A 13,077-nucleotide genomic window follows, 5' to 3' on the forward strand; every position below is an offset into this window, starting at 1 on the left:
GTGTCAGGGCTTCCGTGCGGTGATGAGCAAGGTGGTCGGCCAGCGAGCATCAGCCGGGGCGAACAGGTTGTGCACTCCGGTGATCAGCAATCCGGCGCGGTTGACCACCCTCACCCAAGCGGCCGAGTCGATGTCCCATCGGTCGCCCGTGGCGGCGGTTCCGTCCGGCAACGTCATGCGGTCGCGGGTGCGGGGACTGACGGGGATGGTGCCGGTGCGCTGCGGGTGAGGTACCGAGAAGGCGAGCACGCCCTTGCGTCCGAGGCTGCGTGAGCAGGCGCCGAGTAACTTCGACGGTTCGTCCAGGCCGATCGCTCCGAAGACAGAGACGATGGCCTCCAGGCGTTCGCTCTCCCGGGTGAGGTAGCCCAGCGCGCGTGAGTGGACGAACTCGGTCCCGTGGTGTCCGTAGTGGGCGCACGCCCGTTGGATCTGCCCCTCTGAGCGGTCCACTCCGGTGACCTTCGCGCCGAGGCTGGTCAGATGAGCAGCGTTGTGGCCGGGTCCGCAGCCCAGTTCCACGACGCGTCGCCCTGCCAGGTCATCGCCGAGGATCTCGGCGCCGGGACCGATGCCGGGGCGCTGTGTCCACTCCATCCGAGTGGGCGGGTCGAGGGGGCGTAGCGGGCCCTCTGCCAGGCGTTGGGCGGCGTGAGCGTCCCAAGCGTCCACGTCACGCCTCCAGCAGCCTGACGGCCGCGAGGAGGTGCTTGCGGACGACCTTGATGTAGAGCGGGTCATTTTCGGGGTTGTTGATCCAGCGGAGCGCCTGCTCCATGAACCACTCACTCGCCCACACCCGATGCCAGCCCAGCGCCCACCGCTCGGCAGGCAGACCGCCGCGCTCGGCGAGCGCGTCCTTGTCACCGCCAGCGTTCACGTACGCCTCGATGAAGGCGCGCAGCCTCGCCGGGTCCGGGTCACCAGTGGTGCCGTGCCAGGACGCGAGGTCGAGCAGGCCAGGACCGGTGAACGCACGGGCGAAGTCCAGCAAGCGCCAGCCGTCCTCGCCGATGTGGAGGCTGGTCGGATGGAACTCGGAGTGCACCCAGCCGAACGGGGTCAGCTCAGCACCGGTCGCCCGCTTCTCCGCCGACGCGGCAAGGGTGCTCAGGGCAAGCGAGAGCTCGGCGGTGTCCTCGTCGCACCAGCGGCCGGCATCACGCAGGCGGCGCAGATGACCGAGCGCGAGCTCGGGCAGAGCGGCAAGCGCGTCCTCGTCCATCTCCCGGAGCGACGGGGCGGCGGGCGCCTGGTGCAGGGCGACAGCGGCCACGATGCCATCAGCGTCCTGTGCCTCGCGGACCGGTTCACCCAAGTCCTCGATGACCATGCCAAGGGTGCCCTCTCGGGTGATGGAGCCGATGACCTCCGGCACGGGGATGCCGGACAAGCGGGCAGCTCGAAGGATCTCGTCCTCGTTGGCGAACGGTTCGACGGCGTACTTGTAGATCGCGGTGCGCATGTGCGGGGGGAAGCGCAAGCGCTCGACACCCGACATGTCCCACACCCGCATCTCTTCACGGGTGGGGATCGGCTGGCCGGTGCGGGCGCAGATGTCGGCGAGGATGGCGGCGGTGAGCTTGCTGTCCACGGGGGCGGTTCCGTTCCTTCNGGGGNGGGTCAGGGGGCCGGGCCCGGGGCGACAGCGCGCTTGCCACCCCGGGCCGTGGTTCAACGGTGGGATCAGGCGGCCGTCACCCGGTAGGAGTTGACCTGCTCGATCCACTCGGCCTTCATCTCGGCGAGCTCCTTGCCGAACGTGGCCATCGACGCGCCGTAGGGGGCGACGACGCCGCCGGACTGGTCGGGCTTGGACTGGCAGCCGTGGACCAGCCGTCCGCCGAGCGCGGCGTGAGCCTTGATGCCCTCGATCCGGCGGTGCTCGTTGAACCAGCCGCCGTGGTAGACCTCGTCCAGCATCTGGCCGTCCTCGTCGGAGAGGTCGAAGACCACACCGGTCGCGGAGGGGAAGAACCAGCACGGGCCCACGTTGGAGATGTGGCCGTCGAGCTCGACCTTGTTCAGGGCCATGAAGGTGGCCGCCTCGCGGAGCATCTTCAGGTGCTCGGCGGTGACACCCGGCAGGCCGAGCGTGGCGAGGTGCTCGTCCCGGAACAGGTACGAGTACACCTGGTAGGCGATGGCCAGGACCTCGCCCGCGTCGTTGGTCGAGCGGCCGTGCGCCTTCACGAACTCCAGCGCCATCTGTTCGACGCTCGCGGTCTCGGTCTCGTCCACGTTCAGCAGGCCGTCCGTCACGGTCTGCCAGTCGATGACGAGCCAGGTGTTCGCCTCGAACCGGAAGAAGTACTCGGCCGGGTCGAGGGTGATCTTGTTGCCGTCCATGGTGATACCGGGCAGGCGGTTCCAGCGAGGGTCGAACGCGTCGGGCAGTTCGACCGTGATCGTCGCGGTGTCGACGGTGGTCACCTGAGTCTCCGTTCCGGGCGGGGCGCAGCTTCGACTACGCCTGTCGGCTTGGCTGGCCACGCGGGGCGGAAGGGTCCTGCTCGTCGCCCCGCGTGGCACGACCCTGAGTCAACAGGTGTGCGCTGGCCGTGAACATGGAAGGAGCCTGGCGGTACCTTGAAACCCTTGAAACCAAGCCCAGGGGGGTGGCTTCATGGCATCACGCGCACGTACTCCGAACCACAAGCTGGCAGCCCTCTACGCCGAGACCCACTGGAACCTGGGCGAGTTCGCGCGTGCGGTCAACCGAGTCGGAACGGAGACCGGTCGGCGGTTGAAGTACGACGAGTCCGCCGTGTCCCACTGGTTATCCGGCACACGCCCCATGGCCAAGTACCGCCCCGTCGTGCTGGAGGCCCTCAGCCGGAAGCTCGGCAGGCAGGTCACCGCGTTCGAGGCAGGCTTTGCCGATCAGCCCGACATCGAGCCCGAGGCGACGGATACCGTTGCAGGACTGATCGATCTCGGGAGCATGGACATGGACCCATCTCGGAGGGGAGTGCTCGCAGGGGGCCTGTACTCGGTCGCCCTGACCATCCCCGGTTGGCCCGACGTACTGTCACGCTTCGAACGGATCAAGACCAACCCGCACACCCGGATCGGCATGGCCGAGGTCGAGTCCGTCATCGCCATGACTGAACGGATCAGCGAACTGGATGACCAGTTCGGCGGGCGTACCGCCCGGCCCATGGCCGCCGCGTTCATGGTGAACAACATCGCCCCGTACCTCCAAGCCACGGCCAGCGATTCCGTACGCAAGGCCATGCTCTCGGCCGCCGCTGATCACCTCTACCTGACCGGGTACATGGCCGTTGACGAGCGCCTGGACATGCTCGGCCAGAGCTACTACATGAAGGCCCTTGAGCTGGCCGGCGCAGCCGGAGACCACCTCACCTACTGCACGACGCTGCGCGGTATGAGCGTCCAAGCCGTCGAGCTTGGGCATGGCGCAGCGGCCTTGCGATACGCCAACGCAGCGTCGGCCGCCTCCCCCGAGGCCGGTCCGAGGATGCGGGCGTTCCTTGCCGGACAGCAGGCACACGCAGCCGCGCAGACAGGCGACCGGCGCGGGGCGTGGGCCATGCTCCGTGAGGCGGAGGTGGCCATGGAGAAGGCGGAGGCCAAGGCCAAGGCTCACGGCTCTTACGACCCCGCGTCCCTGAGCTACCACGTCTCACAGGTCAGCTACGAACTCGGCGACCGTGAGGGTGCCATCCGTGCTCTCGAACAGTCCGAGAAGGTCAGGCCCACCGTGTACCGGCGCGCCAGGGTTCGGCACCGATCGATGCTGGCCGAGTGGAAGCTGGAGGCTGGTCGGCTGGAGGAAGCTGTCCAGACCTGGCACCTGGCACTCGACGACTACCCCCACGTTCAGTCGGGTCGGGCCGACGACCGCTTCCGCGCGATGCTCTCCGCCCTCCGCCCACACGCGCGAAACCCTCACGTCCGCGAGCTGTCCGAGCGCGCCCGTCCGTTGGCCACCGCACGCCGGATCTGAGGTGCGCCCCGGACGAGGCCGTACGCGGGCCTGTGCGGCTCTGAGAGGGCCGAGCCCCAGCCCCGAGTCCGGCAAGGGCGTAGAGCCCCGCAGAGGCGCGGCGAGGGGCGTCCGGCCCGTCGATACCGGACGCCGCTCGTCGTGTGCCTACACCCACTCCACAGCGGAGGCGATGCTCGGATCTCGCCGAGGAGCAGGGAGCGGCGTACGCCGCGAGGGGCGGGAAGCCTGCTCACGCTCCTTCGCTCCAAGCCCACGGAGGATCTCGGCACGCTCCGCCTCGGTCATTCCAGCGAGCGTCTCAGCCATCCGCCGGACGGCATCGCCGCTGGTCACGACCCCTTCTTGACCGTAAGTGGGAGCAGCTTCTTACCGCTGTTGCTCAGTTGTGGCCATGTATCAAATTGGGGGCAGACGCCGCAGTCGAAGCAGGGCGTCCAGCGGCAGTCCTCGACCTCGGTCTCGTCGAGGGCGTCCTGCCAGTCCTCCCACAACCAGTCCTTGTCCAGACCGGAGTCCAGGTGGTCCCAGGGCAGGACCTCCTCGTAGGTGCGCTCGCGCGTCGTGTACCAGTCGACGTCGACGCCGTAGTGCGGCAGCGTCTTCGCGGCGCACTCCATCCAGCGGTCGTAGCTGAAGTGCTCGCGCCAGCCGTCGAAGCGGCCGCCGTCCTCGTACACGGCGCGGATGACGGCGCCGACGCGGCGGTCGCCGCGCGACAGGAGGCCCTCGACGATGCCGGGCTTGCCGTCGTGGTAGCGGAAGCCGATCGAGCGGCCGTACTTCCTGTCGCCGCGGATCTTGTCGCGGAGCTTCTCCAGGCGGGCGTCGGTCTCCTCGGCGGAGAGCTGCGGAGCCCACTGGAACGGCGTGTGCGGCTTGGGCACGAACCCGCCGATGGAGACCGTGCAGCGGATGTCGTTGGACTTGGAGACCTCGCGGCCCTTGGCGATGACGTTCGCCGCCATGTCGGCGATCTGGAGGACGTCGTCGTCGGTCTCGGTGGGGAGGCCGCACATGAAGTACAGCTTCACCTGGCGCCAGCCGTTGCCGTACGCGGTGGCGACCGTGCGGATCAGGTCCTCCTCCGAGACCATCTTGTTGATGACCTTGCGCATGCGCTCGGAGCCGCCCTCGGGGGCGAAGGTGAGGCCGGAGCGGCGGCCGTTGCGGGTCAGTTCGTTGGCCAGGTCCACGTTGAACGCGTCGACGCGGGTCGAGGGGAGGGACAGGCCGATCTTGTCGTCCTCGTAGCGGTCCGCGAGGCCCTTGGCGATGTCGCCGATCTCGGAGTGGTCGGCCGAGGAGAGCGAGAGCAGGCCGACCTCCTCGAAGCCGGTCGCCTTCAGGCCCTTGTCCACCATCTCGCCGATGCCGGTGATGCTTCGCTCCCGCACGGGGCGCGTGATCATGCCGGCCTGGCAGAAGCGGCAGCCGCGGGTGCAGCCGCGGAAGATCTCGACGGACATCCGCTCGTGGACCGTCTCGGCGAGCGGGACGAGCGGCTGCTTGGGGTACGGCCACTCGTCGAGGTCCATGACGGTGTGCTTGGACACGCGCCACGGCACGCCGGAGCGGTTGGGCACGACGCGGCCGATGCGGCCGTCCGGCAGGTACTCCACGTCGTAGAAGCGCGGGACGTACACGCCGCCGGTCCTCGCCAGGCGGAAGAGGACCTCCTCGCGGCCGCCGGGGCGGCCCTCGGCCTTCCAGGCGCGGATGATGTCGGTGATCTCCAGCACGGCCTGCTCGCCGTCGCCGATCACCGCGGCGTCGACGAAGTCCGCGATCGGCTCGGGGTTGAACGCGGCGTGCCCGCCGGCGAGGACGATCGGGTGGTCGACGTCGCGGTCCTTCGCCTCCAGCGGGATGCCGGCGAGGTCGAGCGCGGTGAGCATGTTGGTGTAGCCCAGCTCGGTGGAGAAGCTGAGGCCGAAGACGTCGAACGCGCCGACGGGGCGGTGGCTGTCGACGGTGAACTGGGGCACGCCGTTCTCGCGCATCAGCTTCTCGAGGTCCGGCCACACGCTGTAGGTGCGCTCGGCGAGGACGCCCTCGCGTTCGTTCAGCACCTCGTAGAGGATCATGACGCCCTGGTTGGGCAGGCCGACCTCGTACGCGTCGGGGTACATCAGGGCCCAGCGGACGTCGCAGCTCTCCCAGGGCTTGACCGTGGAGTTGAGCTCGCCGCCGACGTACTGGATCGGCTTCTGCACATGCGGGAGCAGAGCTTCGAGCTGTGGGAAGACCGACTCAGGCATTTCGGGGAACCTTCGTGAGCTGATGGGGGCGACTCTCAAGCGTAACGCGCCCCGAGTCGCCCCCCGGCACGGCGAACGGCTCAGCCGCGCGGGTCCCGCACGCCCGCCCACACGTGCGGCAGCTCGCGTTCGCGGGCGGCGGCCCTGGCCTCCTCGCGGCCGTGGAGCAGCCCCCAGGTGAAGGACGACTCGCCCGCGCCGTTCGCCTGGACGGCGAGCTGCCGGAGCGCCTCGCGGGCGACGACGCTGTCCTGGTGGTCGCCGAGGAGCTGCTGGACGGCCTTCATGTCCTTGACGAGGCGCCGGGCGGGCCTGCCGAGGACGGGGGCGGCGAGTTCGGCGGTGTAGCGGGCGCGTTTGGCGGCCTTCCGCGTCTCGTGGAGGGCGGTGTCCCGGTGGTGGCCGGGGTCGAGCGCCAGGGCGTGTTCGAGGCGGGCCGCCACCCGCGCGTGGTCCTTCGCGACCGTTTTGGCCAGGACCTTCTCCGGGGCCTTCGCGGCGGCGGGGCGCAGCGGCGGGTCGGCGAGGAGGGCGTCCAGGGCGTCGAGGAGGGCGAGGTAGCGGTCGCCGTCGAGGACCTCCAGGAGGCGGTCGCGCGAGCCGGCCCGGCGGGCGGCGGACCAGCGGCGGAGGCGGGCGTGCACGGGGCCGAGCCGGAGGGTGCGCGGGACGGTTTCGAGGGCGGTGTGGAGGCGTTCGTCGAGTACCTCCCGGTCGCGGTCGACGCCCAGTTCCGCGGCGAGCCACTTCAGCTCGGCGGCGACGGGGGCGGTGGCCTCCCGGTCGAGGACCGTGCGGAGGCTGCGGAAGGCGCTGCGCAGGCGGCGGGTGGCGACGCGCATCCGGTGGACGGCGTCGGGCTGGTCGCGGCGCAGGCCGATGTCGTGGACGAGGAGGGCTTCGGTGTGCTTCCGCAGGTAGGCGAGGGCGTGGTCGCCTGCCGTGTGGTGCGGGGAGGGGCGGGCCGNGGGGGCGGGGTGCCGGTCTCCTCCAGGGCGCGGGCGAGTTTCGACGGGGACGCGGCGGGGCGGATGCCGGCCTTGCGGAGGCGTTTGTCGACGGCGTCCAGCAGGGCGGGGTCGGTGCCGTCGGCGAGTTCCACCTCGATCTCGGTCCAGTGGGCGGTGCCGCCGTCGCCGGTGAGGCGTTCGGCGCGGACGGTGTCGGTGCTCAGTTCGGCGAGGAGGGCGCCGTCGCCGTCGAGGAGGTGGCGTACGTCGCGGGAGGAGCGCAGCCGTACGGCGGGGGCGAGGGTGTCGCCGCGGGTGAGGGCGCGGACGAGCGCGGCGAGGGCGGGTGGCACGTCGCCGCCGAGGGGGGCGTGGATCTCGTCGCGGACGCCGGGGGCGACGGGCAGTTTGAGGTGCCAGCCCGCGTCGCCCCCGGTGCGGCGGCGCAGGGTGACGGAGTGGGCGGCGAGGCGCAGGCCGGGGGTGTCGTAGTAGACGGCGTCGAGGTCCGCGGTGCCGGTGTCGACGACGCGGGACACCCCGCGGACCCGGGTGAGGTCCGGCACCCGGGTGTCGGTGGTGGCTTCGTACTTTCGCTCTATCTCACGTTTCGTGTCCGCCATACACCGAATGTAGTCCAGGGTGCCGCCCGGCCGTCGTGCGTTCAGGCCGCTATGGGCCGCTGGGAGCGGATGGACTGGAGGAGGCCGACGGCGATCCACACGGCGAACATGGACGAGCCGCCGTAGGAGACGAACGGCAGGGGGAGGCCGGCGACGGGCATGATGCCGAGGGTCATGCCGATGTTCTCGAAGGACTGGAAGGCGAACCAGGCGATGATGCCGGCGGCGACGATCGTGCCGTACAGCTCGGTGGTCTCCCGGGCGATGCGGCAGGCGCGCCACATGACGAGACCGAGCAGGGCGATGATCGTGCCGGCGCCGAGGAAGCCGAGTTCCTCGCCGGCGACGGTGAAGATGAAGTCGGTCTGCTGTTCGGGGACGAACTGGCCGGTGGTCTGGTGGCCGTTGAAGAGCCCGGCTCCGTACAGGCCGCCGGATCCGATGGCGATGCGGGCCTGGTTGGTGTTGTAGCCGACGCCCGAGGGGTCGAGTTCGGGGTTGGCGAACGCGGCGAAGCGGTTGATCTGGTACTCGTCGAGGACGCCGAGGACGGCGACGAGGACCGCTCCGGCGATGCCCGCGCCGATCAGGCCGAGGACCCACCGGTTGGAGGCGCCGGAGGCGAGGAGGACGCCGAGGACGATCACGACCATGACCATCACGGAGCCGAGGTCGGGCATCAGCATGACGATGGCCATGGGGACGACGGCGAGGAGCAGGGACTTGGCGACGGTGCGGTGGTCGGGGTGGAGCTGGTCCCCGGCGTCGACGCGGGCCGCGAGGAGCATCGCCATCCCGAGGATGATCGTGACCTTCACGAACTCGGACGGCTGGAGGGAGAAGCCGCCGCCGAGGACGATCCAGGCGTGGGCGCCGTTGATGGTGGCGCCCAGCGGGGTGAGGACGAGCAGGACGAGGACGACGGAGACGCCGTACAGGACGGGCACCGCGCCGCGCAGGGTGCGGTGCCCGAGCCAGATCGTGCCGACCATCAGGGCGACGCCGATGCCCGTGTTGAGCAGGTGCTTGAAGAGGAACGAGTACGGGTCGCCCTGGTTGAGCTCGGTGCGGTTGCGGGTGGCGGACCACACGAGGAGCGCGCCGACGAGGGACAGGGCCAGTGCCGCGAGCATCAGGGGCCAGTCGAGGCGGCGCACCAGGGAGTCGCGGGCGGTGAGCCTGGCCCACAGGCCGCCCGGCTCGGGCCCGTAGCGGGGGACGGAGAAGTCGTTGTTTCCGGGCATGGTGGTCGGTCAGTCCCTCCAGACCGGTGGCGGACCCGCGAGGCCCGGTTGTCCGTCGCCCTGTCCCGTGCCGTCCTTGGGCTTCTGCGACTCGGGGTCGTACGGCTTGATCGGCGGCGCCTCGATGGTGCCGTCGGGCTGGATCTTCGGCAGGTCCTTCTGCGGCTTGGGCAGGAGGGCCCGCTTGAGGTCCTGGTTGCCCGCGTCGTCGAGGCCGTAGAGGGCGTCGTAGATGTTGCGGACCGCGGGGCCGGAGGCGCCGGAGCCGGTGCCGCCCTGGGAGATCGTCATGACGATGGTGTAGTCGTCGGTGTAGGTGGCGAACCACGAGGTGGTCTGCTTGCCGTAGACCTGCGCGGTGCCGGTCTTGGCCCGCATCGGGATCTTGTCCTGCGGCCATCCGCCGAACCGCCAGGCGGCGGTGCCGCCGGGTTCGACGACGGAGCGCAGGCCCTTGTCGAGGTCGCTGATGGTCTGCGCGTCGACCGGCAGCCTGCCGCGGGCCTTGGGCTTGATCTCCTGGACCTTCTTGCCGTCGGGGCTGATCAGGGCCTTGCCGATGGTCGGTGCGAAGAGGGTGCCGCCGTTGCTGATGGCGGCGTAGGCGGTGGCCAGCTGAATCGGGGTGATGAGGACGTCGCCCTGGCCGATGGCGAAGTTGATGCTGTCGAACGCCTTCAGCTGGTTGCCTTCGAGGCAGTTCTCGTAGGCGATCTGCTCGACGTAGCTGCCGCCCTTCTTGCCCTGCTTGCACCAGGAGTCCTTGTTGGCCTCCCAGAACCGCTGCTTCCACCGGCGGTCGGGGACGCGGCCGCTGACCTCGTTCGGCAGGTCGATGCCGGTCTCGGAGCCGAACCCGAAGTCGTGGGCGGTCCGGTAGAACCAGTCGTGGGCGTCCTTGTCCGGCTTGAGGCCGCCGTCGCGCTGCCACTCCTTGTGGCCGAGGGCGTAGAAGACGGTGTTGCAGGAGTACTTGAGGGCGTCGCCGAGGGTGATGGGGCCGTGCCCCTTGGACTCGAAGTTCGCGAAGCTGCGGCCGCCGAGGCTGTAGGAGGCGCTGCAGTTGTAGCGGTCGTCGAAGGGGTAGCCGGCCCGGACGGCCGCGCTCGCCGAGACCACCTTGAAGACGGAGCCGGCGGGCGACTGGCCCTGGATGGCCCGGTTGAGCAGCGGGTAGTTGGAGCCCTTGCCGGTGAGCCTGGCGTACTCCTTGCCGGAGATGCCGCCGACCCAGACGTTGGGGTCGTAGTCGGGCTGGGAGGCCATCGCGACGACGCGGCCGGTCTTGGACTCCATGACGACGACGGCGCCCGCGTCCGCCTTGTAGGGGCGGCCGGTGATCTTGTCGGTCTCCTTGCGGACGTTCTTCATCGCCTGGTGCAGCTCGTACTCGGCGACGGCCTGGACGCGGGCGTCTATGGAGGTGACGAGGGTGGAGCCGGGGACGGTCGGGTCGTTCTCCGCCTGGCCGATGACGCGGCCGAGGTTGTCGACCTCGTAGCGGGTGACGCCGGCCTTGCCGCGCAGGTACCTGTCGTAGGTGCGTTCGATGCCGGAGCGGCCGATCTGGTCGGAGCGGAGGAACGGCGAGTCGGTGTCCTTGGCCTTCTCGATCTCCTCGTCGGTGACGGGCGAGAGGTAGCCGAGGACCTGCGCGGTGCGGGCCTTGCCGGGGGCCGGGTAGCGGCGTACGGCGGTGGGTTCGGCGGTGATGCCGGGGAAGTCCTCGGCCCGTTCGCGGATCTGCAGGGCCTGCTGGGTGGTGGCCTCGTCGGTGACGGGGATCGGCTGGTAGGGGGAGCCGTTCCAGCAGGGCTGCGGGGTCTTGGAGTCGCAGAGGCGGACCTTGTCCATGACCTCCTTGGGCGTCATGCCGAGGACGCCGGCGAGGCGGGTGAGGACGCCCCTGCCGCGGTCCTTCATGCGCATGAGCTCGGTGCGGGAGGCCGAGACGACGAGGCGGGTCTCGTTGTCGGCGAGGGGCACGCCGCGCGCGTCGAGGATGGCGCCGCGGACGGCGGGCTGGACGACCTGCTGGACGTGGTTGCTCCTCGCCTCGTCGGAGTACTCCTCGCCGTTGCGGATCTGGAGGTACCAGAGGCGGCCGAGGAGGGTGAGGAGGAGGGAGAAGACGAGGACCTGGATGACGATGAGGCGGATCTGGACGCGCGGGGTCCGGCCCGTCTCGGGAATGTTGCTCACGACTCCCTCCCCTGGGTGTCTCGGTTCCCTCGTGCGGTGTGCCGTTCTCGTCGGGGTCGGGCCGGCCTCACGGGCGCTTGACCCCCCTGATGCGGGCGGCGCGGGCGGCCCTGCCGCGGGCGGCGCGGGCGCGCAGGCCGCCGCGCCGGTCGCCGAGGCTCAGGCCGGTGCCGCCGACCATCCAGCCCGTGGTGACGTCGCCGCCGCCGGCGGGCTCGGCGAGCGGGTCGTTGTCGGCCCGCCGGGCCAGCGCCATGATCCACGGCAGGGTGAACGGCGTGAGCAGCAGGTCGTAGACGACGGCGGTGAGGATCAGCGAGACGAGGCCCACGTGGCGGGCTCCGGTGTCGCCGACGAGGGCGCCGACGCCCGCGTACAGCAGTGTGGAGCCGACCGCGGCGGCGGCGACCACGGCCATCGGGCCGGCCGCGGACCTGGGCTGCCCGGTCTCCGGCCTGGTGAGCCCCGCGACGTAGCCGACGACGCACAGGACCAGGGCGTAGCGGCCGACGGCGTGGTCGGCGGGCGGGGCGAGGTCGGCGAGGAGGCCGGCGCCGAATCCGACGAGGGCGCCGCCGACGTGCCCGTAGACCATGGACAGGCCGAGCACGGTCAGCAGGAGCAAGTCCGGTACGGCACCGGGCAGTTGGAGGCGGGCGAGGACGGACACCTGGACGACCAGGGCGACCGTGACCAGCGTGCTGGAGAGCAGGATCCGGTTGAAGCGCATGGGACTACTCCTGCTCCTGCTCGTCGGCGCGGGGGGTCACGCCCGGCTGGGCGTTCGCCTGCCCGTCCCCCTCGCCCTGCGGCCGGTCCCCGACCGGGGAGGGCGTGACCGTCACGGTGACCGTCGGGGCGGGCTTCGGCTTGGCGGGCAGGACCGTGTCGCGCGGGTCGGTGCGGGGCGCCTGGACGACGACGCCGACGATGTCGAGGCGGCTGAACCCGACGTAGGGGCGGACGAACAGCCTGCGGGTCAGGGCGCCGCTGGAGGGGTCGACGCGGATGACCTCGCCGACGGGCACGCCCGGCACGAACGGGCGGTCGGCCTGGGAGCCGAAGGTGACGAGCCGGTCGCCGGGCTTCACCTTCGCCTTGCCGTTGAGGAGCTGCACGGACAGCGGGCGGTCGCCCTGGCCGGTGGCGAAGCCCAGCTCGTCGGTGCGCTCTATCCGCGTGCCGACCGTGAAGTCCGGGTCGCCGGCGAGGAGCACGGTGGCGGTGGAGGGGCCGACGGTGGTGACGCGGCCGACGAGTCCGTCGCCGTTGATGACGGTCATGTCGCGGCGGATGCCGTCCTGCGCCCCGGCGTCGATGGTGACCGTCCAGGAGAAGCCCTGGGCGGCCCCCATGGCGATGACCTCGGCCGCCTTGATGCCGTACTGCCCCGCGCCGGCCGTCCTGAGCAGCTTGTCCAGCTCGCGGACGCGGTTGCGGTTGCGGTCGTCGCTGCCGAGCCTCGCCTTCAGCTCGGCGTTCTCCCTCTCCAGCTGCGCGATGCGGCCGTGGCGCTCGCCGGAGTCCCGTACGGCCCCGATCGCGTTGCCGATCGGGGCGACCGCGGACGCGACGCTGTTCTCCACCGGACCGAAGACGGTGGCGGCGACGCGGCGGGCTCCGTCGACCGGTGACTTCTCACCGCCGCGGATGTCCACCGTGATCAGCGCGAACGCGACGGCGACCAGAAGCGCCAGAAGCAGTCGGCTCTCTTTCGTGTCCCTCACGTGGGGCGGCCGTGCCTTCCTCGTAGGAATGTCTGTGCTGTTGTACCGGGGTACCGGAGACCGGCCGCACGGGACCGACGGGACCCCGTACGGCCGGTCA

Annotated in this window: 10 protein-coding genes and 1 pseudogene; 1 reads left to right on the forward strand and 10 read right to left on the reverse strand. The window is 70.7% G+C overall.

Annotated elements, in window-relative coordinates; translation table 11 throughout:
- Positions 1 to 3: 3 nt before the first annotated feature.
- The 3 genes from MW084_RS09000 to MW084_RS09010 all read right to left on the reverse strand — a co-directional run bounded on the left by MW084_RS09000 (position 4) and on the right by MW084_RS09010 (position 2,433).
- The gene (locus tag MW084_RS09000) at positions 4 to 597 is read right to left on the reverse strand and encodes a class I SAM-dependent methyltransferase (protein WP_078571566.1); all 594 of its coding nucleotides are present in this window, start codon (positions 595 to 597) and stop codon (positions 4 to 6) included.
- 76 nt (positions 598 to 673) lie between these two features.
- On the reverse strand, positions 674 to 1,594 hold the full coding sequence (locus MW084_RS09005) for a phosphotransferase family protein (RefSeq protein WP_010470214.1): 921 nt from the start codon (positions 1,592 to 1,594) through the stop codon (positions 674 to 676).
- Between the two features lie 92 nt (positions 1,595 to 1,686).
- Entirely contained in the window at positions 1,687 to 2,433 is a 747-nt protein-coding gene (locus MW084_RS09010; protein ID WP_010470213.1) for a hypothetical protein, read from the reverse strand.
- A 193-nt stretch (positions 2,434 to 2,626) separates the two neighbouring features.
- Here MW084_RS09010 and MW084_RS09015 point away from each other — a divergent pair, with 193 nt between their 5' ends.
- Positions 2,627 to 3,970, forward strand: coding sequence for an NsdA family TPR-like regulatory protein (locus MW084_RS09015; protein WP_086024568.1), 1,344 nt, complete (start codon positions 2,627 to 2,629; stop codon positions 3,968 to 3,970).
- Positions 3,971 to 4,302: 332 nt separating this feature from the next.
- Here the strand turns inward: MW084_RS09015 and MW084_RS09020 are convergent, their stop codons facing one another.
- The 7 genes and pseudogenes from MW084_RS09020 to mreC form a co-directional block, all read right to left on the reverse strand.
- Complete coding sequence (locus MW084_RS09020) at positions 4,303 to 6,231, reverse strand: TIGR03960 family B12-binding radical SAM protein (protein WP_039829126.1); 1,929 nt, start codon at positions 6,229 to 6,231, stop codon at positions 4,303 to 4,305.
- Positions 6,232 to 6,311: 80 nt separating this feature from the next.
- Positions 6,312 to 7,198 (reverse strand): CHAD domain-containing protein (locus MW084_RS09025; RefSeq protein ID WP_420833734.1); only part of this gene is annotated, 887 nt, incomplete at its 5' end.
- 1 nt (position 7,199) lies between these two features.
- A pseudogene (locus MW084_RS09030) lies at positions 7,200 to 7,804 on the reverse strand (CYTH domain-containing protein); the annotation flags it as partial.
- A gap of 41 nt (positions 7,805 to 7,845) precedes the next feature.
- Positions 7,846 to 9,048 (reverse strand): rod shape-determining protein RodA, encoded by a 1,203-nt coding sequence (gene rodA / locus MW084_RS09035; protein WP_010470209.1) that lies wholly within the window; start codon positions 9,046 to 9,048, stop codon positions 7,846 to 7,848.
- 9 nt (positions 9,049 to 9,057) lie between these two features.
- The gene (gene mrdA / locus MW084_RS09040) at positions 9,058 to 11,250 is read right to left on the reverse strand and encodes a penicillin-binding protein 2 (RefSeq protein ID WP_010470206.1); all 2,193 of its coding nucleotides are present in this window, start codon (positions 11,248 to 11,250) and stop codon (positions 9,058 to 9,060) included.
- Positions 11,251 to 11,317: 67 nt separating this feature from the next.
- Positions 11,318 to 11,980, reverse strand: coding sequence for a rod shape-determining protein MreD (mreD, locus tag MW084_RS09045; protein WP_010470205.1), 663 nt, complete (start codon positions 11,978 to 11,980; stop codon positions 11,318 to 11,320).
- Positions 11,981 to 11,984: 4 nt separating this feature from the next.
- Positions 11,985 to 12,977: a rod shape-determining protein MreC gene (gene mreC / locus MW084_RS09050; protein ID WP_010470204.1), complete on the reverse strand. Its 993-nt coding sequence runs from the start codon at positions 12,975 to 12,977 to the stop codon at positions 11,985 to 11,987.
- Between the last annotated feature and the right edge of the window lie 100 nt (positions 12,978 to 13,077).

Origin of the sequence: Streptomyces sudanensis (assembly GCF_023614315.1) — a bacterium.
GTDB lineage: Bacteria > Actinomycetota > Actinomycetes > Streptomycetales > Streptomycetaceae > Streptomyces > Streptomyces sudanensis.

Coding starts and splice junctions, on each gene's coding strand:
- mreD (WP_010470205.1), bottom strand. CDS start 11,980: ATGCGCTTCAACCGGATCCTGCTCTCCAGCACGCTGGTCACGGTCGCC.
- MW084_RS09000 (WP_078571566.1), bottom strand. CDS start 597: ATGGAGTGGACACAGCGCCCCGGCATCGGTCCCGGCGCCGAGATCCTC.
- rodA (WP_010470209.1), bottom strand. CDS start 9,048: ATGCCCGGAAACAACGACTTCTCCGTCCCCCGCTACGGGCCCGAGCCG.
- MW084_RS09015 (WP_086024568.1), top strand. CDS start 2,627: ATGGCATCACGCGCACGTACTCCGAACCACAAGCTGGCAGCCCTCTAC.
- MW084_RS09020 (WP_039829126.1), bottom strand. CDS start 6,231: ATGCCTGAGTCGGTCTTCCCACAGCTCGAAGCTCTGCTCCCGCATGTG.